25 protein-coding genes are annotated in these 23,839 nt (G+C 67.2%); 9 read left to right on the top strand and 16 right to left on the bottom strand.

Annotated features, from left to right (window positions below):
- The first annotated feature begins 291 nt into the window (after positions 1–291).
- The 4 genes from ACLQ3I_RS09375 to ACLQ3I_RS09360 all read left to right on the top strand — a co-directional run bounded on the left by ACLQ3I_RS09375 (position 292) and on the right by ACLQ3I_RS09360 (position 3,991).
- The gene (locus tag ACLQ3I_RS09375; protein WP_425801444.1) at positions 292–2,031 is read left to right on the top strand and encodes a DUF222 domain-containing protein; all 1,740 of its coding nucleotides are present in this window, start codon (positions 292–294) and stop codon (positions 2,029–2,031) included.
- A 37-nt stretch (positions 2,032–2,068) separates the two neighbouring features.
- Complete coding sequence (locus tag ACLQ3I_RS09370) at positions 2,069–2,380, top strand: hypothetical protein (RefSeq protein WP_425801441.1); 312 nt, start codon at positions 2,069–2,071, stop codon at positions 2,378–2,380.
- An 80-nt stretch (positions 2,381–2,460) separates the two neighbouring features.
- On the top strand, positions 2,461–3,045 hold the full coding sequence (locus ACLQ3I_RS09365; RefSeq protein WP_425801439.1) for a YdcF family protein: 585 nt from the start codon (positions 2,461–2,463) through the stop codon (positions 3,043–3,045).
- Between the two features lie 76 nt (positions 3,046–3,121).
- A complete protein-coding gene (locus ACLQ3I_RS09360; protein ID WP_425792616.1) occupies positions 3,122–3,991 on the top strand; it encodes a 1,4-dihydroxy-2-naphthoate polyprenyltransferase in 870 nt (289 codons plus the stop codon).
- Here ACLQ3I_RS09360 and ACLQ3I_RS09355 read toward each other — a convergent pair.
- The 5 genes from ACLQ3I_RS09355 to ACLQ3I_RS09335 form a co-directional block, all read right to left on the bottom strand.
- Positions 3,988–4,329, bottom strand: coding sequence for a hypothetical protein (locus tag ACLQ3I_RS09355; RefSeq protein ID WP_425792840.1), 342 nt, complete (start codon positions 4,327–4,329; stop codon positions 3,988–3,990). The two genes, ACLQ3I_RS09360 and ACLQ3I_RS09355, sit on opposite strands and share 4 nt — an antisense overlap.
- A 447-nt stretch (positions 4,330–4,776) precedes the next feature.
- Positions 4,777–5,670, bottom strand: coding sequence for a Clp protease N-terminal domain-containing protein (locus ACLQ3I_RS09350; protein WP_425801436.1), 894 nt, complete (start codon positions 5,668–5,670; stop codon positions 4,777–4,779).
- Positions 5,663–5,953: a helix-turn-helix domain-containing protein gene (locus tag ACLQ3I_RS09345; protein ID WP_425792614.1), complete on the bottom strand. Its 291-nt coding sequence runs from the start codon at positions 5,951–5,953 to the stop codon at positions 5,663–5,665. Before ACLQ3I_RS09345 ends, ACLQ3I_RS09350 begins: the two co-directional genes overlap by 8 nt.
- 77 nt (positions 5,954–6,030) lie before the next feature.
- On the bottom strand, positions 6,031–7,818 hold the full coding sequence (locus ACLQ3I_RS09340; RefSeq protein WP_425801434.1) for an alpha/beta hydrolase: 1,788 nt from the start codon (positions 7,816–7,818) through the stop codon (positions 6,031–6,033).
- Positions 7,818–8,135: a hypothetical protein gene (locus tag ACLQ3I_RS09335; protein ID WP_425801432.1), complete on the bottom strand. Its 318-nt coding sequence runs from the start codon at positions 8,133–8,135 to the stop codon at positions 7,818–7,820. The genes ACLQ3I_RS09340 and ACLQ3I_RS09335 overlap by 1 nt, the downstream gene beginning before the upstream one ends.
- 154 nt (positions 8,136–8,289) lie before the next feature.
- Between ACLQ3I_RS09335 and ACLQ3I_RS09330 the strand changes: the two genes are divergently transcribed.
- Positions 8,290–9,144 carry a DUF559 domain-containing protein gene (locus tag ACLQ3I_RS09330; RefSeq protein WP_425801429.1) on the top strand — a complete coding sequence of 285 codons (855 nt, stop codon included), beginning with the start codon at positions 8,290–8,292 and terminating at the stop codon, positions 9,142–9,144.
- 54 nt (positions 9,145–9,198) lie between these two features.
- Here ACLQ3I_RS09330 and ACLQ3I_RS09325 read toward each other — a convergent pair whose 3' ends face one another.
- From ACLQ3I_RS09325 to ACLQ3I_RS09310, 4 genes are all read right to left on the bottom strand, one after another.
- Positions 9,199–11,763 (bottom strand): FtsX-like permease family protein, encoded by a 2,565-nt coding sequence (locus ACLQ3I_RS09325; protein WP_425801427.1) that lies wholly within the window; start codon positions 11,761–11,763, stop codon positions 9,199–9,201.
- An 11-nt stretch (positions 11,764–11,774) separates the two neighbouring features.
- The gene (locus ACLQ3I_RS09320) at positions 11,775–12,404 is read right to left on the bottom strand and encodes an ABC transporter ATP-binding protein (RefSeq protein ID WP_425792839.1); all 630 of its coding nucleotides are present in this window, start codon (positions 12,402–12,404) and stop codon (positions 11,775–11,777) included.
- A gap of 214 nt (positions 12,405–12,618) precedes the next feature.
- The gene (locus ACLQ3I_RS09315) at positions 12,619–13,752 is read right to left on the bottom strand and encodes a PLP-dependent cysteine synthase family protein (protein WP_425801424.1); all 1,134 of its coding nucleotides are present in this window, start codon (positions 13,750–13,752) and stop codon (positions 12,619–12,621) included.
- Positions 13,753–13,758: 6 nt separating this feature from the next.
- Positions 13,759–14,085: a DUF4229 domain-containing protein gene (locus ACLQ3I_RS09310; RefSeq protein WP_267630177.1), complete on the bottom strand. Its 327-nt coding sequence runs from the start codon at positions 14,083–14,085 to the stop codon at positions 13,759–13,761.
- A gap of 200 nt (positions 14,086–14,285) precedes the next feature.
- Here ACLQ3I_RS09310 and ACLQ3I_RS09305 point away from each other — a divergent pair, with 200 nt between their 5' ends.
- The 3 genes from ACLQ3I_RS09305 (at position 14,286) to ACLQ3I_RS09295 (ending at position 15,425) form a co-directional block, all read left to right on the top strand.
- Positions 14,286–14,507: a BldC family transcriptional regulator gene (locus tag ACLQ3I_RS09305; protein ID WP_161061864.1), complete on the top strand. Its 222-nt coding sequence runs from the start codon at positions 14,286–14,288 to the stop codon at positions 14,505–14,507.
- Positions 14,508–14,576: 69 nt separating this feature from the next.
- Positions 14,577–14,786, top strand: coding sequence for a hypothetical protein (locus ACLQ3I_RS09300; protein WP_425792608.1), 210 nt, complete (start codon positions 14,577–14,579; stop codon positions 14,784–14,786).
- A gap of 162 nt (positions 14,787–14,948) precedes the next feature.
- Positions 14,949–15,425: a helix-turn-helix domain-containing protein gene (locus ACLQ3I_RS09295; RefSeq protein ID WP_425792607.1), complete on the top strand. Its 477-nt coding sequence runs from the start codon at positions 14,949–14,951 to the stop codon at positions 15,423–15,425.
- Here ACLQ3I_RS09295 and ccsB read toward each other — a convergent pair.
- The 7 genes from ccsB to ACLQ3I_RS09260 all read right to left on the bottom strand — a co-directional run bounded on the left by ccsB (position 15,410) and on the right by ACLQ3I_RS09260 (position 22,278).
- Positions 15,410–16,426, bottom strand: coding sequence for a c-type cytochrome biogenesis protein CcsB (ccsB, locus tag ACLQ3I_RS09290; protein WP_425792606.1), 1,017 nt, complete (start codon positions 16,424–16,426; stop codon positions 15,410–15,412). The genes ACLQ3I_RS09295 and ccsB overlap by 16 nt on opposite strands.
- Before the next feature lie 27 nt (positions 16,427–16,453).
- Positions 16,454–18,157 carry a cytochrome c biogenesis protein ResB gene (gene resB, locus ACLQ3I_RS09285; RefSeq protein WP_425801421.1) on the bottom strand — a complete coding sequence of 568 codons (1,704 nt, stop codon included), beginning with the start codon at positions 18,155–18,157 and terminating at the stop codon, positions 16,454–16,456.
- A complete protein-coding gene (locus ACLQ3I_RS09280; protein WP_425801419.1) occupies positions 18,154–18,966 on the bottom strand; it encodes a cytochrome c biogenesis CcdA family protein in 813 nt (270 codons plus the stop codon). Before ACLQ3I_RS09280 ends, resB begins: the two co-directional genes overlap by 4 nt.
- Positions 18,963–19,622, bottom strand: a complete 660-nt coding sequence (locus ACLQ3I_RS09275; protein ID WP_425792603.1) for a TlpA family protein disulfide reductase — start codon at positions 19,620–19,622, stop codon at positions 18,963–18,965. The genes ACLQ3I_RS09280 and ACLQ3I_RS09275 overlap by 4 nt, the downstream gene beginning before the upstream one ends.
- Positions 19,623–19,630: 8 nt before the next feature.
- Positions 19,631–20,239, bottom strand: coding sequence for a histidine phosphatase family protein (locus ACLQ3I_RS09270; RefSeq protein WP_425792838.1), 609 nt, complete (start codon positions 20,237–20,239; stop codon positions 19,631–19,633).
- A gap of 17 nt (positions 20,240–20,256) precedes the next feature.
- A complete protein-coding gene (gene hemL, locus ACLQ3I_RS09265) occupies positions 20,257–21,594 on the bottom strand; it encodes a glutamate-1-semialdehyde 2,1-aminomutase (RefSeq protein ID WP_425801417.1) in 1,338 nt (445 codons plus the stop codon).
- Positions 21,595–21,678: 84 nt separating this feature from the next.
- On the bottom strand, positions 21,679–22,278 hold the full coding sequence (locus tag ACLQ3I_RS09260; protein WP_425801415.1) for a TetR family transcriptional regulator: 600 nt from the start codon (positions 22,276–22,278) through the stop codon (positions 21,679–21,681).
- 80 nt (positions 22,279–22,358) lie between these two features.
- On the opposite strand from ACLQ3I_RS09260, the gene ACLQ3I_RS09255 reads away from it, so the two are divergent.
- Positions 22,359–23,786: an MFS transporter gene (locus ACLQ3I_RS09255; protein ID WP_425801413.1), complete on the top strand. Its 1,428-nt coding sequence runs from the start codon at positions 22,359–22,361 to the stop codon at positions 23,784–23,786.
- Positions 23,787–23,839 lie beyond the last annotated feature (53 nt).

Here is a 23,839-nt window from a genome sequence, read left to right as displayed (position 1 = left end):
CGTCGGGGTCGTGCGCATTGAACCGCGGAGGAGTTCTGCGACGAAATCACTGGCTGCGGTTTCATCGACGGGAGTTTGCGGAGTGTCATCGAGCGACATGATTCCACCTGACAAGACTGAGTTTCTTCAGTTGGACAGTACGGTCGCCAGCCTCTCAACGATCCGCCCTTCGAAGAAATTTCGTCTCACTGATCGACGCCGATTGCCTCGGCGAAAGGGCTTGCGCAGACAGTTTTGGCTCTGTTAGACTTCGAACATACGTTCGAACGAATCGGATCGGGGGTCCGCCGCATGAGCGAGTCCGATCCTGGTCATGTGGCCATCGATGACGGTGGGGAGGACGTGGATGTGGCGGCGGTGGCCGGCCAGTGGTTGCCGCAGGGCATGTTTCAGCAACATCATCCGCGCAGTCATGACGAACTGCTCGAGCGGCAGGCCGAATTGGCCACGGCCGCCGCGGCTTCGGTCGGGGTTCTGCCCGCCGGTGAGAATGTGGTGGAGCTCTACCGCGAGTTCCATCACCTGCTCGACCGGATCGCCGGCGTCGACACCACCAGCGCCTCGCCCGCCGATCTGGTGGCGGTGGCCGTCGAACACGAACGTGCCGCCCGGCGGATGAGTTCGATCGGACATCGCCGAGTCATGGATGTCTGCGACCGCGACGCCCACACCGCTGCCGGCTACCGCTCACTGCACAACTTCATGGCCGAAAAGCTGCGCATCGGCGACCTGCGCCACCGCAAAGAACAGATGGCCGCGGTCTCGCAGATGTACAACCTGCACGGCGAATTACTGGCACCACGCCACCCGCAGACCGCCGCCGCGCTGGCCGAAGGTGCCATCGGACCCGACCACGTCCAAACCATCGTGAACGCCATGGCACGCATCCCGGCCGCGGTGGCACCCGATCTGGTGGAGGCGGCCGAGGCCAGTCTGGCCTACTTCGCTCGCGACTTCTCCCCGAAAACACTGACCGACCTCGGGGCCCGCATCCTGGGCCACCTCGACCCCGACGGCACCGTGACCGACCAGCGTGACCGCGCCCGGCAACGCCGCCTACTGCTGAGCAAACAAGACGCCCAGCAGCTCAGCCGGCTGACCGCCACCCTGGACCCGACCACCCGCGCCATGTTCGACGTCGTCCTCGCCGCCTGGGCCGCACCCGGCATGAACAACCCCGACGACAAGCAATCACCCACCGGAATGCGCGAACACGCCGACCCCGACGCCCTCGCCGAGGCCGTCACCCGCGATTCGCGCACCCCCGAACAACGCAACCACGACGCGTTACGCGCCCTGCTCGACTACATCCTGACAAGCGGTGGACTCGGCGCCAGCCACCGCGGACTACCCCCACACCTGATCATCGCGATCACCGAAAGTGAACTGCGCGAACGGGCCGGCCTCGGCTACACCACCACCGGCGCCTCCCTGCCCATCGCCGACATCGTCGAACTCGCCGCCCACGCCGACCTGCACCTGGCCGTGTTCGCCGACCACACCCGCGAAGTCCTGCACCTGGGCACCGCGAAACGATTCGCCAACCAAGCCCAACGGTTCGCGCTCTTCGCCCGCGACGGCGCCTACTGCACCCACCCCGACTGCGACATGCCGTTCAGCCACACCGACATCCACCACGCCGAACAAGACTGGGCCGAAGGTGGCCGCACCGACATCGACGCCCTCGCCGCCGCGTGTCCCACCCACAACCGCATGGTCGGACACAAACCCGGACAATTCACCACCCACATCGTTGCTGACGGACCCGACGCCGGCCGCCCCGCCTGGACCCGCAACACCAACGGCACCGGACCACCCAACCCGCCACGCATCAACCGGCGCAACCACATCGCCGATACCCTCCGACACCACCTGCGAAACCACGGACTCTCAGGTGACACCCCCACGCGCCCAAAAGAAGTGGCCCCACCCGACTACCGATACGCCGGACCCATGCGCTTCACCCGACTCGTACACGACGGAATCACAGTCGAAATCCTCACACCCGACGACCTCGACCTGGTTCAGTAAATGCGACTGCCCACCGCGGTCACTGGATACTGGTGGGATGCGATCGATCGATCCGTTCCACGCGCTTGTCCTCCTCGGGCTGCTCTTCACCAGCGGCGCATGGTGCCTGGCCCGTCCGGGACGATGGTCGGCCGCGGTGCTCATCGTGGTGGCCGGTGCGTGGATCGTGTTCAACGGACCGCTGGAGGGTCGGACGCTGTTCGTGATCAGCGCCCGCCACGGAGTGACCGAAGGGGATGTGCTGGCGGTCGTCGGTTTCGCCATCGCGGGATGGGCGCTCTGGCAGAACGAGACTCGGGCCGGGCGTCGGTGGGCGCACGAGCGGCGAACGCGGCGCAGGTCTCGCTGAGCGAATGGCTCGTGACTCGTCCCGTGTGATCTGCCGGACCACGATCAGCCACTCGTACTCGAGCCGTGCACAATTCAGGAATGGCGGTCAGGCGATCTCGACTCAGATCCATTGCCGCCATCGCTGTCTGTGTGCTGCTCATCGTCGCGGTGACCCTCGCTGGGCTCGGCTATCAGCTGTTCAACAGAGAGCACCAGGACGGTCTGCGACCTGCGGATGCCATCGTCGTCCTCGGCGGCGAGCACGACGGCCGGGAGGATTACGGACTCCGATTGGCGCACGAGGGATACGCGAACACCGTCGTGATCTCCGATCCGTACCGCCCTTACCCACTCCTCGACAAACAGATCATGGACCGCGTCTGCAATGCAGGCACCCCCGACATAGAGGTCATCTGCTTCGCGCCGAATCCATCGACGACGCAGGGCGAGGCCACGTTCATTCAACGCTTGGCGAAGGAGCGTGGCTGGCGATCGGTGATCGTGATCAGCTGGCGCTATCACATGGTGCGCGCCCGGTACATCTTCGGACAATGTTTCGACGGACAGGTGATCATGCGCAGCGTTCCGCGTGACTATTCGCGATCTGTCTTCATGTGGGCGTACCAATATGCCTACCAATACGGCGGGCTCGCCAAGGCTGCCATTCTCGGATGCGCCCGATAACAGTTCTGCCCGTGTCGTCGATGGGCTCGACCGGGCGCCGAGTGCGCAGCAGTTCCTGCGTGGCAGGATCGACCTCGTGGCAACCCCGAAGCAGTGGTTAGAAGGCGCGCGTCCGCGCACGCTGCCCAACGCGATCGCGCCGGTCGTCGTCGGCGTCGGAGCGGTCCGCGACCTCGGCGATGTGGTCTGGTGGAAGGCAGTACTCGCCCTCCTGGTCGCGGTCGCCTTCATCATCGGCGTGAACTTCGCCAACGATTACTCCGACGGGATACGTGGCACCGACGACGATCGCGTGGGCCCGATGCGATTGGTCGGCTCCGGCGCCGCGTCGCCCGGTGCGGTGAAGCGCGCTGCGTTCGCCTGCTTCGCGGTCGGCGCGATATGCGGCTTGGCGCTGGCCGTCAGCACCGCCTGGTGGCTGGTGGTGGTGGGCGCGATCTGCATCGCCGGCGCCTGGTTCTACACCGGCGGCAACAAACCGTATGGGTACATCGGGCTCGGCGAGATCGCCGTGTTCGTCTTCTTCGGGCTGGTAGCAGTGCTCGGCACGCAGTACGTGGTCAGTGACACGGTCGACTGGGTCGGCCTGCTGTGTGCGATCGCGATCGGCTCCATCTCGTCGGCTGTGCTGGTGGTCAACAACCTGCGCGACATCCCCAGCGACACCGAATCCGGCAAGGTGACCCTCGCGGTTCGTCTGGGCGACAAGAAGACCCGCATCTTCTTCGGCGTACTCCTCGCCGTACCGCTGGTGGTGAGCCTGGCACTCATCGCCGCGACACCCTGGGCACTGCTCGGATTGCTCGCCGCTCCGCTGGTGTGGTTCGCCTACAAACCCGTGCGGGCCGGCGCCCTCGGCCCCGGGCTGATCCCGGCGCTCGGCGGCACCGGACAGGCCATGCTCGCATGGGCGGTGCTGACTGCGGTCGGCCTGATGATCGGTTAGCCGGCCGGAGACCCGCCTGATCTCCGCCCATGCGGAGGAGTCGCCTCCGCGGGCCGCAAGGCCCAGCCCGGCACCCAGTGCGTCACCTTCTCCTGCCGGTCCTTGGCGGTGATCGTGTAAGTGACCTTGCCGTACCACTCGCCCCACTCCGAACGCGCCCATGCGGTGAGCACACCGAGGTGCACCGACCGGATCTGCAGACCATCCGGAAAGTACTCGCCGGAGTAGTGCGGGGTCTGCGGATACAGCGCGTTCAGATCGACGAGCACCGCCTTGTGGCCGACCGGGAAGTACACCGGTCGTCGTGGTTGGCCGCTGTCGCCGCCGATCCACTTCATGCTCACCCATCGAACATTAGTTCGAATGACGCACACGGACAAGCCGGCCCCCAAAGCGGTCACAGGGCGGGACCACTCAGGCCGATCAGGCGATACCGAAGCGCGTGATCACGTCGCGCCCCGCGGGCGGCGCCAACGGCAACCGCAATACCCCCGGCTCGCAACAATCGGACCACATCTCTTGCACGACAACATATTCGGAATCACCGGTATTCGCAGATGGTCGCGGCCGACAAGCGTTGCGACGTCCCCGAGACTGACGGCCAATTACCTGCTGAGTTCCGTCCTGATCGCTGCGATCAACTGGTCACTGCTGTTGATCTCACTGTACGGCGCCATCGCGTTGACCCCGTACCGACAGAGATCGGCCGGCCGCCCTCGATCACGAGGTCGACCGGCCGATCATATTGTGCCGCTGGGTATCACACCCAGAGCATCACACCGGCGTCACACGCCGGCATCGACCTCCGGCAGGCTCGCCAGCACGGCGGCCTTGAGATCGTCGGCACTGGTCGCCGACTCGATGACGGCACGCGATGCGTCGTCACCGGCGTCGATGATGCCGATCAGCAGGTACTCGGGACGCAGCCGCGAGTCGCCACGCTCACGCGCGAGTTCCACGGCCTTCCCGAACACCTCCCGAGTCTCGGCGGCGAAGCGGGGGCGCGACCCACGGCCACGCGGTCCGCGTCGTCCGCGTCCCGGCTCCCAAGGGCCCTCGTCGTCGGCGAACGGGCCACCCGGACCGAAGGGTCCCGGGCCGAATCCGCCGCGGCCGAAGCCTTCCGGACCGAAGCCCGGTCCGCCGGGTCCGAAGCCTGGCCCGAATCCACCGGGACCCTCGGGACCGAAACCCTCCGGGCGATGTCCACGACCCCGATGCGGGCCGTGTCCGTGCCGGTGTCCCCGGCCGCGGCCGCGACCCTCTGGACCGCCGCGGCCGCGTCGGCCGTATCCGCGGTCCGGGCGCTCGGCCCAGCCCTCGGATACGTCTTCACCGAATCGGCCGCGGACGGCCTCGCGCACCTTGTCGAGGTCGATGCCGATGCTGCGCAGGGCATCTCGGTCCTCTTCATAGCGTTGCTTCGCCGATTCTTCGACGCCGGCGTCGGTGGCCTCAGCGGTGTCGTCGTGCTCGGCGTGATACTTCTGCGCCGCCTCGCGTGCCGTCGCCAGGGTCAGGCCCTGCTCGCCGAGCAGCGTGAACAGCGGACTCCGGGCGTTGCAGAGCATGCCCAGGATGAGGTGATCGTTGCCGAGTTGCCGGTGACCAAGATCGCCGGCCTCCTGCATGGCGAAAGCCAGCAGCATTCTGTCATCACGGTTGAATCGTTCAAACATTGTTGATGTCTCCTTCTGACCCACTGCCGCGGGCCTCACGTTGTGAATGTTTCTGGTGCACGGCTTGGCGGCTGATCTGCAGAACTTCTGCGATCGACTGCCAGCTCCATCCGTTGGCACGGGCATTGGCGACCTGGACGTCCTCGAGACGGTCGGCCAGGGTCCGCAGCGCCCGTACCGCGGCCAGCCCCCGGGCGGGGTCGCTGCTCGCGGCGTCACCCGCGAGGCCGGCGCCAGTGGCGTCGTCATGTGCCGTATCGGTCGGATTCTGTTCGTCGTGCATGGTGTCAGGTTATGTTGACATCATCCGGTTGTCAAGAATTATTGACAGTCAAGTTTCCGCAGGCTGCCCCGAGCGACTCACCAGGGCAGACGCAGGGGGATGTCCGGGATAGGACCCGGCAGGTCGATGTCGCCGTCGAGCAGATCACCAAGCGGACCGAGACCGTCCGTGATGATCTGCTTGCCGCCTTCGACCACGATGTGGAGCAGCCCCTCGGCGTACGGATCGGTGGGCCGGTCCGGCGCGCGCTCGACGTATGGAGTGGGGTCGTCGCCGTTGATGACCCGGACGACGTTCCGGAACGCGTCGGAGTCCGGGTCGTGCCAGTAGGCACCGTGTGAGCTCGCGCCCTCGAGCAGGGCGCGGTGCCCATTCGCGTCGGGCCCGGTGAATCCGGTGTCCAGCCGGACCACCCCGGCCGCGGTGTCGGGGTCGGAACCGTGTGGGTTGCCGGGCACCGACTGGACGTACTGGATCGGGTCACCCGGGACGGTCAGCGAGTATCGCTCGACCTCGGGGTTCGGGTTGCGCCACGGGCCGTCGAACACGCCGGTACCCGCCGACGACGCGTAGACGACCCGGTCGGCGCGCAGCCCCAGCTGTTCGGCCGATCCGACGACCGAGCCGCCGTAGGAGAAGCCGATGAACGTCGTCTTCGCCTCCGGCGCGTACTGCGCGAGCTCGGCGTCGAGAGCCGTCCCGAATCCGACAAGACGCGGAGCCATGGCCCGGGCGAAACCGGTCTCGACTGCGGAGTCGTCGATCGACTCCGCCAGGCCGGATCCGATACCGAGAAGCCCGGCAACCGCTCCCCTGCCGAGTGCGTCGGGCAACCCCTCGAAGCCGACCTTCTGCGGCAGGTCACCGTCGAGGTAGACGAACACGGGCCCGCCGGTTCGCTGCGCGAGATCCTTCGCAACGCGGTAGGTCTCCGCGCTCCGATTCATCGAGGAGTTGGTCCCCGGGACATAGACGGTGGCGTTGCGGGTGCCCGATCCGATTCCGCCGACCATCTCGACGAATCGCCCGTCGGCGGTGTTGTCGAAGGCGATGAACCGGCGTTCCGCGGTTCCGTCGGGGCTCCGATGCGAGAACTCCTCGAGCACAGCTGCACGCGGACCCGCGGCCCGGCCGGCCTGCCGCTCCTCGATCAGCGCGTTCCGGACGTTGATCTCGTTGGCGTCTGCGCGGGAGTCGAAGTCGACACCGTCGAGGTTGCCGATGGTCTGAGGATCGGCATGCATGACCCGGCGTCGGTCATCGACGGCCATGCGGGACCACAGTTCTCGGCGCCCGACCGCCGTCATGCCCCGCAACATCGCTACCACCTCGTCGGGATTCACAGTGTCTCCGTTGAGGAGCCGGACATCCGGGTGGCCATACCGCATCGCGGCGAGGTCGTCGGCGAGCGCACCCAGGCGCGAGCCGTGGTCGTCGTCGAGTTGGCAGACCGAGTCGAGCGCCGCGATGATCGCCACCTCGAGCTTCTGGGCGTCAGCCTCTTTCGACGTATCGGCGTGCGCGACCCCGCCGAGATCGGTGACGACGAATCCGCCCGCGAGCGCGGCGTCGACCTGTCGGAGCACGCGTTCGCGCGCATAGGTCAGATCGGCGCCGGCATCCTCGGCCTCGTCCGCGATCTGGTTCAGGATGTTGCGGATCTCGTTCACGTGACCGCGTTCCCGAGCCACGCTCAGGTCCGCCGCACAACGGCTCTCGCCACGCCAACCCGACGTCGCGTCGAGTGCACGGATCACCGCATCCATCGCGCCGTCGAGGGTTGCCGCGCCGGTCTCGGCGGATACTCCTGCCTCAGTGAAGCGGTGGGTGTTCCAGTGGCGCAATTCGGAAATCGTCGGACGCATCAGCGTCCGGAGAGGTCGGTGAAAGATGTCGCGGCCGCCCGGTCCTCGATGTCCGAGTCGATCCGCAGGCGATGCAGGATCATGCCCATTGCCTCCAGCCGGTCGGCGAAGGCGGCAGTCGCGTTCCGGGCCGCCGACGCCGCGGCCCGCAAAGCCGACGCCACCCGGCTCGACGGGCACGAAACACGCTCCAGCGCTGCGACATCAACGTCTCGGATCACCACCGACTGAGCACGCCACGCATCCGCCGTCCGCGCGATCTCGTCGGGCCGGATACCGAAGCCGGCAGTTGTCGGGTATGGCCGGTCCGATACCATCGTCGACCTCCTTCGAAGCGGATCGGCGCAACGCCGATGGGGCATGTCTGGAGATACGACGCAGTGCACATCGTCGGGGTTCCATGAGCGCCGGTTGTCCACAGATGCGTCACGGGCACGGTCGGTCGGCACCTCTCAGGTGATACTCATCGCCATGAAGTACATCGGCGTGTACAGCTACGCAGAGTTGATCGCCACCGGACTGACACGCAAAGAGATTCGGCGCCAATGCAAGACGGGTGATCTCATCCGCCTGGGGCGGGATCGGTATGCGGACAAGGCCGCCGACCAGGTCGTGTGCGAGGTGGCCCGTCGGGGGCACGTCGTGAGCTGCCTGACCGCGCTGCGCTATCACGGCGTCTGGGTTCCGGGTACGGCGACGAAAGTGCACAAACGCGGGAACTCGGATGCCTACCGGAAAGCCAACGCGCTCTGCCGGCAGTACGGGCGTCCGGAGTCGCTGCGCAGCGCGGTCGACGATGTTCCGACTGCGCTGCGTCATGCCGCCAAGTGCGTCGATGGCGAAGAATTGGTCGCGGTCTGTGATTCGATCCTCAACAAGGAACTGATGACCATCGACGAGATCCGGACGGAAATGGCATCCGCCCCGCTCGCCAAGCGCCGACTGCTCGACGTCTGCGACGGCCATGCGCAGTCCGGCACCGAGTCGATGGTCCGCTGTCGGCTACGGTCACGACGAATCTCTGTGCGCGTTCAGGTGCAGATCGAGGGCATCGGCCGGGTCGACCTCCTCGTCGGAGACCGGTTGATCATCGAGATCGACAGCGAGGAATATCACCGGACCGCGGAACAGTACGAGGAAGACCGGCGACGCGATCGCAAGGCCGCCGAACTCGGTTACCTCACACTGCGTTTCACCTACGCAGCAGTCACCACCGGGTGGGCGGACGCGGAAGGCCAGGTGCTCGCGATCGTGCGCGAAGGTCGCCATCTACGGCGAGGCACGAAGAAGAAGACTGACACCAGGATCACCTCAGCGAACCCTTGAGCACACTATGTGGCCAACGCCCGGCTGAGGTGATGCTCATGCCACCGGAGCCGACTACTCGGTGAGGATCGACTCGCTGATGTTCATCCGCGAGGCCCGCATGGCCGGCACCAGCGCACCGCCGATGCAGAGCACACAGGCGATCCCGACGAACAGCAGCGTCGACGGACGGGGCGAGTAGGCGATCTCGATCGAGGTTGTCGCGGAGAGGATCTTGTCGGAGAGGAAATGCAGCGCACTGCCCAGCACCAGCCCGGTGACCGAGCCGATCAGCGCGATGCCGGCCGCCTCGGCCACCACCATCCGCGAGATGAACCGGCGAGATGCGCCCATCGCGCGCAGCACCCCGAGTTCGCGTCGACGCTCGATCACGGAGAGCAGCAAGGTGTTCAGCAGTGCGACCGCGGCCGCGAGCGCCACGATCCATTGGATGGCGATGGTGAACGCACCGGCCTGTTGGGCCTGCTCCTGGGCGGCCGACAAGGCCTCCGCGCCGGACTCCACGGTAACGGCCTGTCCGCCGGCCGACGGGTTCGCCGTCGCGATCGCATCGAGCCGCTCCCGGATCTGGGCCTGGTCGGCGTTCGGGTCGGTGGAGACCTGAAGGTACGTGTCATAGGGCCGGTCGAACCAGTCCGAGAGCACCGAGTTCGACATCGCCGCGGTACCCGAGCCCATCGAGATGTAGTTGACGGTCTCGATTACCTGGATGTCGCGGTAGCCGCTCGGGGTGGCCAGCCGCAGGGTGTCGCCCGCGTGCGCGTCCAGAGTCCGGGCCAGCACGTTCGACAGCAGGATGCCGTCGCCGGCCAGAACCCGCTGCAGCGCTTCCGAACTCGCCTTCTTCACAAAGGGCGCCAACGATCCCGGCTCGAGTCCCTGCACGTATACCGCTGCCTCGCCGATGTTGAGGCTCGCCCATTGGGCGCCGACGACCTTCGTCACGCCCGGCACCTTCGCCACCTGGGACTCGATCTCCGACGACATCGGCGGCCCGGTCGGCAGGCCGCCGCCGGGGTCGGAGGACAGGTAGAAGTCGGGGTCCGCCAGCCCGTCAAGCGAATTCGATATCGACCCGACCAGGTTGTCGAGCGCACCCGAGGTGCCCATGCCGACGGCCACGGCGACCGCGACGGTCATCAGGGTGGCCCAGGCACGCCGCGGCGCGCGTTCGGTGTTCACCGCCGCGAGCTGCCCCGGCCCGCGGAACCGGCGCGTCAACATCACGACCAGCGCGACGAGTTGCTTGGTCAGCGCGTAGCAGACCAGCAATCCTCCGACGGCGTAGACGGCCCCGGCGAGAATGGCGGGACGGCCGGGCACGGTGGTCGCGACGAACCACGACGCCACCAGCAGCGCGACCCCGACAACACCGGAGATCCACACGGCGCGTCCGGGTTTCGTCGAGTTGTCGGCGACCTCACCCGCGATCATCGCCTCCACAGGGGACACCGCGAACACCGACCGCGCGGCCAGCGACGTCGCCGCCACACAGGCCACTACGCACGCGACGATCGCGATCACCGGCGCATAGCCGGGCAGGTGATAGCTCACGGCGGTCGCCAACGTATCCGACTCGGCCTCGGGAATCCTGCCGATCGCCCATCGTCCGGCAAGGATGCCGATCGGTACCCCGATCAGTCCGCCGACAAATCCGAACAGCGCCGACTCGCCGAGCAGGTCACCGACGAGATGTCCGCGCCGCGCGCCGAGCGCACGCATCATCGCGAGCGACTGACGGCGCGACGCCACGGCCATGTTCATGGTGTTGAAGACCAAGAAGCCCGCGATGACCAGCGAGATGAGCGAGACGAGGAGGGTGGCGTCACGGGTGACCGAACTGGCCACCTCGGCCTGCTTCGCGCGGAAATCCGGGTCCACGACGACGGCGCGGCCGTCGACGACTCGGGAGACGTCCGACTTCAGGGCCGGGATGTCGGCTCCCGGTTTCGCGACGATGAGGATCGAGTCCACCTTGTCGGCCCGCGACGCCAGTCGCTGCGCGAGGCCCAGATAGGCGAAGATGAAGTTGCCCTTGTTGAGCACCGATGCCTGGTCGCCCTCGACCACCGAGATGACCCGCACCGGAACACCGTTGACGGTCAGTTGCTGATCTTTGTGCAATCCGGTCCCCGCGCCGACCACGATGCCGTTCTCGAGGTCCTGCTGCCCGATACCCGCGGACTGCTGCGCCGAAACCGCCTGCCGCAGTTCGCCGGACAGCGCGGTGACCCGGAAGTCCGAACCCAGCAGGGCGGTTTTGCGGTTGTCGATCACCACCGAGTCACGGATGAGCGGCACCACCGACTTCGCCTCGGGCACATCTCCGCGGATCTCGCCGGCCAGTCCTTCGTCGATGCCCGAATCCGCGATCGACGCAACCTCCACCTGGGCGGTCCCCGTGATGGCCGCATTCACCTGGCGCACCGATTCGGTCAGTGACCCGTACAGGCCGAGTACCGAGATCAGCAGCGCCGACGCGACGATCACCACCAGCAGCGACGTGACGACCCGCAGCCGGTGGGTGCGGATCTCGCGAAGGTTCAGCACCCGGATCCGCGACAACCCGGACGCGATCGAACGGAGCGGACTCGCCGGCCGGCCCGCTGCCGTCCTCACCGGTCGAACATTCACGCGATCTTCCCGTCGCGCACCGTGATCGTGGTGTCGGCGACATCCGCGGCATGCGGATCATGGGTCACCATCACCACCAGACGGTCCGCCGTGTCATGCGCCACCTCCGAGAGCAACGCCAGCACCGAATCGCCCGTCGTCGAATCGAGGTTCCCGGTCGGCTCATCGGCCAGCAGGATCGTCGGATCCATGATCAACGACCGGGCAATCGCCACCCGCTGCATCTGCCCACCCGACAGCTCCGACGGCCGGTGATCGACACGATCGCCGAGCCCTACCCGCTCCAGGAGTTCGACCGCCCGCGGCTTGGCCTTGCGCAACGACTGACTGTCCAACAACCGCGGCAACGCCACGTTCTCCCAGGCCGACATCGTCGGCACCAGATTGAAGAACTGGAACACGAAACCGACCCGATGGCGCCGGAACGCCGAGGCCTGCTCGTCGTCGAGCGAACCCAGATCGACCCCGTCGATCGAGATCGTGCCCGACGTCGGAGAGTCCAAGGCGCCCAGCACATGCAGCAGAGTGCTCTTTCCCGCACCCGACGGCCCCACAATCGACGCGAATTGCCCACCGTCGAGAGCCAGGTCCACACCGTCCAACGCCCGCACCAGCTGATCCCCCATCTGGTACTCACGCACCAGACCAACAGCCTTGACCAGCGGTTCACCCTCGAGATCGCCCACACGCGAATGCTATCCCACGGCGATGAGGTAACCCTAAGTGCGACCCTTCGAGACGCTCGCAAGCTCGCTCCTCAGGGAACAGAGGGGCACGCTCGCAAGCTCGCTCCTCAGGGAACAAAGGGGCAAGCTCGCTCCGCAGCGACGGGTCGCGCGGTCAGGAGACCGCGGCCGTCCACATCCCGGACGCGAGGAACTCGTCGAGCACCGCCGTCGCCTCGGTCAGATCGAATCCGTGCTCGCCGAGCCACTCGTCGTCGAAATAGGTGTTGCCGTAGCGGTCCCCGGAATCGCAGAGCAGGCTGACCACACTGCCGGACTGCCGCTGCGCCACCATGTCGGCGACGATCTGCAGGGCTCCCCACAGGTTGGTCCCGGTCGAGGCGCCGACGCGTCGACCGAGCCGGTCGCTGATGCAACGGGCGGTCGCGATGGACGCGTCGTCGGGAACGCCGATCATCCGGTCGATGACCTGGGAGACGAACGACGGCTCCACGCGCGGGCGGCCGATGCCCTCGATGCGCGAACCCACCTCGGAGGTGAGCGTGCCGTCGGCGGAGTCGTAGGCCGGCAGGAAGACGGAGTTCTCCGGGTCCACCACGGCGAGCCAGGTGGGGTGTCGCCGGTAGCGCACGTAGCGACCGAGAGTGGCCGACGTGCCACCCGTCCCCGCCCCGACCACGATCCAGGTCGGGATCGGATGATCCTCGTCGGCCAGCTGCGCGAAGATCGATTCGGCGATGTTGTTGTTGCCGCGCCAGTCGGTCGCCCGCTCGGCCATCGTGAACTGATCGATGAAATGTCCGTTCAGTTCGGCTTCGAGCCGGAGTGCCTCGGCATACACATCACCAGCGCGTTCCACGAAGTGGCAACGACCGCCCTCCCGCTCGATGAGCGCGGTCTTCGACGGCGACGTACTCGACGCCATCACCGCGATGAACGGGACGCCGATCAGTTTCGCGAAGTAGGCCTCACTGACCGCGGTCGACCCGGACGACGCCTCGATGACGGTGGTGCCCTCTCGCACCCAGCCGTTGCAGAGTGCATAGAGGAACAGCGAGCGGGCCAGTCGGTGTTTGAGCGAACCGGTCGGGTGGGTGCTCTCGTCCTTGAGATAGAGGTCGACGCCGACGTCACTGCCGTCGTCGGCGGTCCACCTCGACCAGTCCGGCAACAGCACGCGATGCAGGTGGGTGTCCGCACTGCGACGGCCGTCCGCCTCGATCAGACGTACCGCGTTCTCCGACCACGTGCGGTCGCCCCGATGGTCGACGATCCTGGTCGGCTTCATCCCGACTCAGTCGGCCTGGCCGCGCAGGCGGGATTGCAGATCGTCGTGTCGTCGCCGACGGGCGTCGTCGACCGCCGCGATCTGTCGGTTCACCCGCAGACGCAGCGACTTGAACAGGACCATGCCCAGCGGCAGGGCGATCAGGACACCGAACACGGCGGCCACCAACAGCGGCACCTGGACGCCGGCGATCGCGCCGCCACCGATGATGATCGCGGCCACCACGACGACCAGCGCCAGCCGCGCGAGGGTGTAAAGCGCCAGCGACAGCGCAACGCTGCCTGCGGTCGCCTCGCGGTCGGTACTCGTGTCCACTGCCTTGTCTTCACTCACGGTGTCAAGGGTACTGCCCGTGAGGTCGCGCATTTTCGCCCAATTACGACGAACCGGGCGTCTCGAATGTCGGTTTTGCACTCTCTTTACCAATTGCTGACCGTTCGAGTACCCGGGCATCCGGCGTGTATCCATGAACGAGACCCCACGTATTTCATCGTTGCAGGTTCATCGTTGCAGGCGAGAGAAGAGGAACACACATGACTGTCATCGACTCAGCCACCCCCGGCATCATCACCCCAGGTCTTGCGAGTCAGCACACCCTGACGCCCGGCCAGGTTGCGTCCATGTTCAACGTCAACCCGAAGACCGTGGCCCGCTGGGCCAGCTCCGGCCTGCTGGGATCGATCCGCACGCCGGGCGGTCACCGTCGCTTCCGTGAGGCCGACGTCGTCGAGTTGCTGAACCGCCGCACTCACTGATCTTGTTGACCGGCGGGGTCCGCCCCGCCCCATGGCAACCTCACGTACGCTTGTACACGGGAGGTTGCCATGACGTTTCTGTTCGCTTTGATCGGCATTGCAGCGATCGGTTTCCTGCTGTGGCGCGCCTTTGGCCCCCAACTCGCCGATCGCGAAGATCACGACGACCGTCCCACCCGGCCGATCGGTCCGGTCGGGCCCGACGACGATCCCGATTTTCTCATCGATCTCGACCGCCGCACGCGGGGCCCCAACGGGTCGGATGCCGACGACGCCTGACACCTCCACGCAATATCCGTCCTGACGTCGCAGAATCCCGGACTTACGCCCGCGTACCCTACTGGCAGGTAGGGTAATCTCTTTCCATCACGCAGTGGGTGCCACCGTGTGGGCCCGGCGAAAGGTGCAGGAGATCAACGAATCACGCGCGGACAACCGACGTTGACGCCCGAGCGGGGGCGCCCGACGCCCGACGACGAGCCCGGCTTCGCACAGAAGCTGGGCTACCTCTTCGAGCATTCGCGGGATGAGAACGGCGTGCCCTACACGGGTAAGAAGATCGCCGAACGGGCCAACGACCTCGGATATTCGCTCTCGGACGCCTACATCTCGCAACTCCGGACGGGCAAGGCCCGGACGCCGTCGTTCCGGACCGTCGAGGCCATCGCGCGGGCGTTCGAGGTCAGCGTCACCTACTTCCTCGCCAATCCCGACGAAGACCTCGAGCGCGTCCGCCAGCAGCGCGACTACGTGGAGATGCTGGCGACCACTGGAACGCATCTGTCCGGGATCGACGTCCGCTCGATCTGCCCGGACACCATCGACGTCGTGATCGCACTGCTCAAGATGGTCAAGGCGCAGGCTGTGGAGACCCAGCGGACGCCTCCCGGCGAAGACAGCGGTCAGAGTCCCGCGTAGGAGTGCAGGCCGGACACCACCAGGTTGATGATGAACAGGTTGAACAGCAGCGCCACAAAGCCCGCGACGTTGATCCAGGCGGCCGCGTTGCTCCGCCAGCCCGCCGTCGCCCGAGCATGGAGATACGCCGCATAGATCACCCAGGCGATGAACGACACCGTCTCCTTGGGATCCCAGCCCCAGAACCGGCCCCATGCCGACTCGGCCCAGATCGCACCGCAGATGACGCCGAGACCGAACAGCGGGAATCCGAAGACGACGCACTTGTAGGCGAGCCGATCGAGCGTGTCCGCGTTCGGGATTCGGTCGATGACCCGTCGCACACCCGCGACGATGCCGGATCCGGCAGCCGCCGGATCGTCGCTCTCCGGGCGACCCCACCGCATCTTGATCAGGTAGAGCGCACTGGCCACGCCCGACACCAGCAGCACGCCCGACGACACCGAGATGATCGAGACGTGAATCGCGAGCCAGTAGGACTTCAGCGCGGGGACCACCGGAGCGGCCTGCGTGTACAGCCAGCGACCGCCGATGAACATCAGCAGCGAAACCGGTAGCAGCACAAAGGTCAGCAACGGCCGGTGTTCGGGCTTGCGCAGCACTACCAGGCCGGCGATGACACAGGCCGCACACGTCAGCGAGATGAACTCGTACATGTTGCCCCACGGCGGACGCTCGGTCGCCATACCCCGCAGCACGATGGATGCCACATGCGCGATCAGTCCGACGACGACCACCGGATAGGCCATGTTGCCGAGCCGGTCGCCGAGATTGCGGCGGGGTGTGTCGGCGACCTTGCCGGGCGCCCGATCGTCCACGGCCACCCCGGACCCACCCGCGGTGACCAGCTGGGCCGTCGACGTCAGCTTGCGGCTACGGGCACCGGCGAGTGCCGCCAGGAACAGGAGCATCGCGAGCACGTAGATGGTGATGGCCGTACCGAACAGCAGATCGGAGTATCGCGCCAGTGTCTCGTCGACGTGTATCGAACCGGTGTTCATCGCACTCGTCCTCTCAGTCGATCCCGCTTACAGACGCCGCACACGTAGCCGACGTACCCGCGAGGTGCGCTCGGCGTCCGGGTCGGCCGGGTCGCGCACCAGGTCGTGGGCCTGCTCCTCGAAACCCTCGCCCCAGCCCGCCTGATCGGTGCGTGCCAGACCGGCAATTTCTACTACAGTACGTCGTTCGCCGGGGTCACCGGAAACCGTACCGGGGACGGGCACGAGTCGGACCCAGATGCGCCGGCGCCGGATCAGCAGCGACACGAGCAGGCCGCCGAGCATCGTGATCGCCGAGACCAGGACCCAGACCTGCGAGGGATCGTGCGAGACCTGCACCGACACCCATCGCTGATAGCCGTCGAATCGCACCGAGGTGCCGTCGGCGAGCGCGTGGGTCTGCCCCTGCGCCAGGTTCACCTGCGCACGCTGCTGCAGGCGTCCCTGCTCGATGAGCGTCTGGTCCAGGGAGTACGCATTCTGCGGTTTGCCGGTGTCGAGCCCGGTGTCGCCCTCGTAGATGCGGATCGCCACCGCCGGGTCCTTGGGAATCGGCGACGACGAGGTCAGCAGGGTGCCGTGGTAATTGGCGGTCGGGGCGAACAGCCCTTCGAGGGCCACCTGATGCGAGCGACGCTCGTCTTCGTTCGGGTAGAGCCCGGCCGGGGTGTCGAAACGCGCCGCCCCCGACGACATCATCGTCTGCATCTCCTCCGGGATGAACAACGCCGTCTGCTGACGCTGTTCACCGTTCGGGAACGTGACCGTGAACGTCGGGGCGTAGCCGTTGCCGAGCACGTAGACGCGGTCACCGGCCACCCGCAACGGGTCGTTCACCCGGATCTTCGTCGACTTCCAGGTCGACGGGTCCGTCTGCTGGACGCCGTCGGTGTAGCGCACCTTGGCCGTGTACATGTCCGGCTGCCCGTTGGGCAGGAAGGTCGCGTCGAAGCCGTCGACGCGGAAACAGAACGGGTCGAGGTCGGTACCGTCGACGAGATTGCCCGCCTTGAACGAGTCATAGACGGCGGTCGAGGTATTGCAGAGGCCTTGCTCGCCGTCGGCGACCAGGCTGCGGGTGCCCTCGTAGCCGTACAGCTTGCCGAAGGCGATCGACACCAGGAGCGCGAGGAGCGCGAAATGGAAGACCAGGTTGCCGAACTCGCGGAGGTAGCCCTTCTCGGCGGAGACCTCCACCACGCCGTCGTCCCTGACGACGGTGGTGCGTCGCCATCCGCGGAGATTGCCGGAGATGCGTCGCGCCAGGCCCTCGGGGTCGCCGTCCACCTCGTGCTCGACGTGTCGCGGCAGACGCTTCAGATTTCGCGGTGCGGCAACGGGTTTGGCCCGCAGGCTGTGGAAGTGCTCGATCATCCGCGGCGTCAGGCACCCGACGAGCGAGACGAACAGGAGTACATAGATGGCGGTGAACCAGGCGCTGGCGAACACGTCGAACAGCTGGAGTCGGTCCATCCACTGGCCGAGCCAGCCGTGTTGATCTATGTAGGCCTGTGTCTTCTGCTCGTTCAGCGGCCGCTGCGGGAGGAGTGCTCCGGGGATCGCGGCGAGGGCGAGCAGGAACAGCAGGACCAGTGCGGTCCGCATCGAGGTGAGCGAGCGCCAGAGATTGCGGAGCGGCCAGAGCACGCGGCGGAAGATCCAATGCGGGCGCGACGGGCCCGGCGTCGGGCCGGACACCTCGGCGTCGGGGGTCACGTCTGTATCGGTCATACGGGCAGCTCCGTGTCGGTGATGAAGGCGTCGCGGACCCAGACGATGAACTGATCCCAGAGCCCGGTCACCAGGGCGACCCCGACGGCGATGAGCATGATTCCGCCGAAGATCTGGATCGCCCGGGCGTGGTTGCGCAGCCAGCCGAGGCTGCGCAGGGCCCAGGCCGACGAGAACGCGAGCACGACGAACGGGATGCCGAGGCCCGCGCAGTAGGCGACGATGAGTGCGACGCCCTTGGCGGCGGTCGCGCCCTCGGTGCCGCTGGCGGTCGCGATGACCGCGGCGAGGGTCGGCCCGAGGCAGGGTGTCCAGCCGAGGGCGAACACCGCACCCAGCAGGGGCGCCCCCACCAGGTTGGACATCTGGCGGGGCGCGAATCGGAACTCGTGCTGCGCCATCGGCACCAGCCCGATGAACACCAGGCCCATCAGGATGGTCACCACACCGCCGATACGTTGCAACACTTCGCGATTCACCACAAATGTGTTGGTGATACCGAGCACGCTCGCGGTGGCCGCGACGAAGATGACGGTGAATCCGAGGACGAAGAGTCCGGCCGCGACCGCGACCCGCGATCGGCCGCGCTTGGCCGGTTCGCCGACGGTGACGGCCGGGGCCTCGGCTCCGACGAGCCCGGCAAGGTAGGACAGGTAGCCGGGCACCAGCGGGACGACGCAGGGTGACGCGAAGGACACCAGTCCGGCGACCACACACGCGGCGAGCGCGAGCAGCAGCGGCCCGCTCGACACCGTGGTGGCGAATGTGTCACCGATGGCGGCCTGGGGTGCGAGTTCGATCATCGTCATGGTCGGCCCGGGGCCGAGGTGGCCGGCGACTGCGGAGCGGGCGAACCCGGAGTGGACGACGCCGGGGTCGACACCGACTCGGCAGCGACCTTCCGGACGGTCGCGTCGAGCTCGTCGGCCGTCACCGCCTTGAGGAACACTGCGGCGGGCCGATGCTGACGGTCCAGGACGACCGTGGTCGGCACCACGGCGGTCGGTGTGGTGAGGCTCGACAGCGTGATGCCGTCGTAGTCGTAGATCGACGGGTAACCGACGTTGCGGTCGGCGACGAAGTCCTTGGCCGACTGCCGATCGTCGCGCAGATTGATACCGAGGAACTCGACACCGAGGTCCTTGGTCTGCTCGTAGACGCGCTCGAGGTCGTCGGCCTCACCGCGACACGGCCCACACCACGAACCCCAGACGTTGATGACGACAGCCTTGTCGCGGAACCGGGCATCGGACAGCGACAGAGGCTGGTCGGTGACGAGATCCGGTCCCGACAGGTCGGCGACCTTCTTGCGGTCGGCGGGCGGATACGTGATCACCGTCTGCCCACCCGGGGAGACGAACTGGAAGGTGTCCCCCTGCGCCACTGCGTCGTCGCCGGTGCCGCAGCCACTGATCACCCCGATCAGGGCCGCCAGTACCGCAACCAGCAGGCAGAACCTTCGCACGCTCGTCCTTACGCTCCCGTTGCCAACGGGTCCGACGCACCGGCCGGCTCGGAGTAGATGATGTCGACGAGGGCGTCGCCCTCGTAGATGAGGCTGGTCAGCGAGGCCAGCGAGCACTGCCGGCGACGCGGGTCGTGCCAGAGCCGCTGGCCCTCCAGGAAGCGACGCAGCGTGTAGACCGGCAACTGATGGCTGACACAGATGGCCTCGTGACCGCGGGCGGCGTCACGTGCCTTGTTGGCGGCGGCCAGCATGCGGTGCGCAAGCTGGATGTACGGCTCGCCCCACGACGGGGTGAACGGGTCACGCATCTTGGGCCAGTGCCGGGGCTTGCCGAGGGCGCCGTCGCCGACCGAGACCTTGAGACCCTCGAAGACGTTGTCGGCCTCGATGAGCTCGTCGTTGGTGACGATGGTCAGCCCATGGGCGCCCGCGATGGGTGTCGCCGTCTCCTGGGCCCGCTGCAGCGGCGACGCGAACACCGCGGTCACATCGTGGTCGGCGAGCGTGTCGGCGACCTTGTTGGCCTGCGCGCGACCGCTGTCGGACAGCCGGAAGCCCGGTAGCCGCCCGTAGAGGATGCCGTCGGGATTGTGCACCTCACCGTGCCGCATCATGTGGACGATCGTGTTGGTCACTGGGACTCCCCCGTTGCACTGGCCGATGCGCGTGCTGCGGCCCGGGCCGCAGCCGGCAACGCGTCGGCGATTCGTGAGAAAGCATCCTCGTCCAGCGCCGCGCTGACAAACCAGGCCTCGAACGCGCTCGGCGGCGGATAGACCCCGCGCTCGAGCAGCGCGTGGAAGAACGGCGCGAACCGCCAGGTCTCGGTGGCCTTGACGCCGGCATAGTCGGTGATCGGGTCGGCCCGATCGGCGAAGAACACGCTGAGCAGATTGCCCGCCTTCTGCACGCGGTGCGCCACTCCCTCGGCGCTCAGCGCCTCGGTGAACAGGGCCGCCAGACGATCCGCGTTGGCATCGAGATCGGTGTAGGTCTGCGCGTCGGCGTGCCGGAGAGTCGCGAGCCCGGCGGCCACGGCGACCGGGTTCCCCGACAGCGTGCCCGCCTGGTACACCGGTCCGGTCGGGGCGAGGTACTCCATGATGTCGGTGCGGCCGCCGAATGCCGCCGCGGGCAGACCGCCGCTCATCACCTTGCCGAAGGTGTAGACGTCACCGGCCACGCCCTCGATGCCGTACCAGCCGGCCGGACTCACCCGGAAACCCGTCATGACCTCGTCGATAATCAGCAGCGCACCGTGCCGGCGAGTCAGTTCCCGCAGGCCGGCGTTGAAACCGTCGTGCGGGGCGATAGCGCCCATGTTGCCGGCAGCAGCCTCGGTGATCACCGCGGCGATCTCGTGGCCGAACTCCTCGAAGGCCTTCGCGACGGCCTTGAGGTCGTTGTAGGGCAACACGAGGGTGTCGTGGGCGGAGGCGCCGGTGACCCCGGGCGAGGTGGGCAGGCCGAGTGTCGCGACGCCCGAGCCGGCATCGGCCAGCAGCGCGTCGACATGGCCGTGATAGCAGCCGGCGAACTTGATGATCTTGGATCGGCCGGTGAATCCGCGCGCCAGCCTGATCGCCGACATGGTGGCCTCGGTACCGGAGTTGACCAGGCGGACACGCTCGACCGGGTCGACCCGGTCGATGATCTCCTCGGCCAACTCGATCTCGCCCTCGGTCGGAGCACCGAACGAGAGTCCGCCTGCGGCGGCCTTCTGGACTGCCTCCACGACGGCGGGATGGGCGTGGCCGAGGATCATCGGCCCCCACGAGCTGACGAGGTCGACGTAGTCGTTGCCGTCGACGTCGGTGAGGTGGCAGCCCTTGGCCGAGGCGATGAACCGGGGATGGCCGCCCACCGCGGAGAAGGCGCGGACCGGTGAGTTGACGCCGCCGGGAGTGGCCGCCGTGGCGCGGCGAAAGAGTTCTGCGGACTTCGCGGCGGCATCAGCGGATCGGGTCACGGCCTCCAGTGTTCCAAACCGCGCCGACGGGGCCCAAATCGTTCAGGCTGCTCTCAGCCTGCGTCAACAGGTCGGTGACGACGGTCACCCGCGGTGAGATTCCGTCGACCATCCGTTGTCGAGCAGATCGACGATCGCCTGCAGGGCCGCGCGGGAGTCCGGCCGGAACCCGGTGAGCCCGGGGATCTCCAGCAGATACCGTGCGAGCGCGCGGATCTGGATGTCGTCGGGCTCGCGGCCGTAGGCATCGGCGAGCACCGCCGCCAGGTCACCTTCGCCGGCCATCCAGAGCTTGCGTGAGTAGTCGGTGAGCGCGGGCGTGTCCATGATCAACCGGGTGCGCTCCGCCCATTCGGCGTCGGGCTCCTCGAGGAACGGGCCCCGGGTGAGCAGGAAATCGCCGACGGCGGCCAGCGCCGAACGATCGGGGGCCCGATCGCGGATCGCCGCGACTATCCCCTCCCGCCGCTCGGTGCCGTCGTCGAAGATCAGGGCCGGCTTGCCGTCGACGAAGTGCTTGAAGACGGTCGCTACCGCCGTGTCGGCCGCCTCGGCCACCTCCGCCACCGTCACGTTGTCGTACCCGCGCTGCCGGAAGAGCTTCATCGCTGCGTCGCTGATCGCCTGACGCGTCTGCGCCTTCTTCCGCTCGCGGCGGCCCATCGCGGCAGATGTTGTCGTCATGGTCACAGTTTACATTCTTGCAGTAAGTCCATTTGTAGAGTTATTCTACTTTCATACTGACTACGAGATGGAGGTCCGCCATGACGACGACATACGACACATCCCCGGCCAGATCCGGGCCGTCCACCCTGCTGATGTGGGCAATCCTTGGCCTGGTGCTCCTGGCCGACGCGTTGGACATGATCGATTCGACGGTGACCAACATCGCGGCGCCGACGATCGCCGACGAACTCGGCGCGGGCGAGGGCCTCATCAAGTGGCTCGGCGCCAGTTACGCGCTGGCAATGGGAGTGCTGCTCGTGGTCGGCGGGCGCCTCGGCGACAAATTCGGGCAACGCCGGGTGTTCCTGGTCGGCATGGCCGGGTTCACCATCGCGTCGGCGGTGTGTGGCCTCTCCCCCGACGCCTTGCTCCTCGTGGTCGCGCGGGTGGCCCAGGGCGCCTTCGGCGCGTTGATGCTGCCGCAAGGCATAGCCATCATGACCAGGACCTTCTCGCGCGAGATGCTCGCCAAGGCCTTCGGGCTGTTCGGACCGCTGCTCGGCATCGCCTCGGTGGGCGGGCCCGTCCTCGCCGGCTTTGTCATCGACTGGGACATCGCGGGGTTGTCGTGGCGTCCGATCTTTCTGGTCAACGTCGTGCTCGGCGTCGTCGGACTCGCCCTCGCCGTTCGCCTGCTACCCCGCGACGACGGCGACCGCGACACCGTGATCGACGGGTGGGGTTCGGGCATCCTGGCGGTCGCGATGTTCGGGCTGATGTTCGGTCTCATCGAGGGTTCGACGGCCGGCTGGGGCCCGGTCCCCATCGCGTCCCTGATCGTCGGCGCCTGCGCCGCAGCATTGTTCGCGTACCGGCAGGCCCACACCGCCGACCCGTTGTTGCGACCCAGCCTCTTCAAGAACCGCGGCTTCACGTCGGGCCTGGTGATGGGACTTCTCGTGTTCGCCGCCACCAGCGGACTCGTCTACGTGTTGTCGCTGTTCATGCAACTGGGCATCGGGGCATCGGCCCGCGAAGCATCGCTCGGCCTGCTGCCGCTGACCCTCGGCATCATCGTCGCCGCCGGCGCGACCATGGGCGGATTGATGACCCGGCTCGGGCGGACCCTCGTCGTGCTCGGTCTGGGCGGGATCGTCGTCGGGGTCGGCTGGCTGCTCGCCCTCGTCGCCGCGTCCGGCACCGATCTCGGTCTCTGGATGATGGCCCCGCCGATCTTCGTGATCGGCCTCGGGATGGGCGCGTGCTACGGCACGATCTTCGACATCGCACTCGGCGACATCGACGCCGACGAGGCCGGCAGTGCCAGCGGTTCGATGTCGGCGATCCAACAGCTGGCCACCGGAATCGGCTCCGCGACAGTGACAACGGTGTTCTTCCAGCTGGCCACCGGCAGTGAGGTCCATGCGATGGAGATCAGCCTCGTGATCGTCCTCGTCGCGGCCGCGATCTGCCTGCCCGTGGTCCGGCTGCTGCCGCGTCGGGCGCCGGCGGAGCTCGCACACTGAGTGGGCGGCCGGTCCGGCCGGGGTCCTGCCGGCCGGACCCCGGCCGGCCGGAC

Source organism: Gordonia sp. DT101 (assembly GCF_049844895.1).
Taxonomy (GTDB): domain Bacteria; phylum Actinomycetota; class Actinomycetes; order Mycobacteriales; family Mycobacteriaceae; genus Gordonia.
The sequence above is the reverse complement of the archived record's forward strand: the minus strand, read 5'-3'. Positions and strand labels throughout refer to the sequence as shown.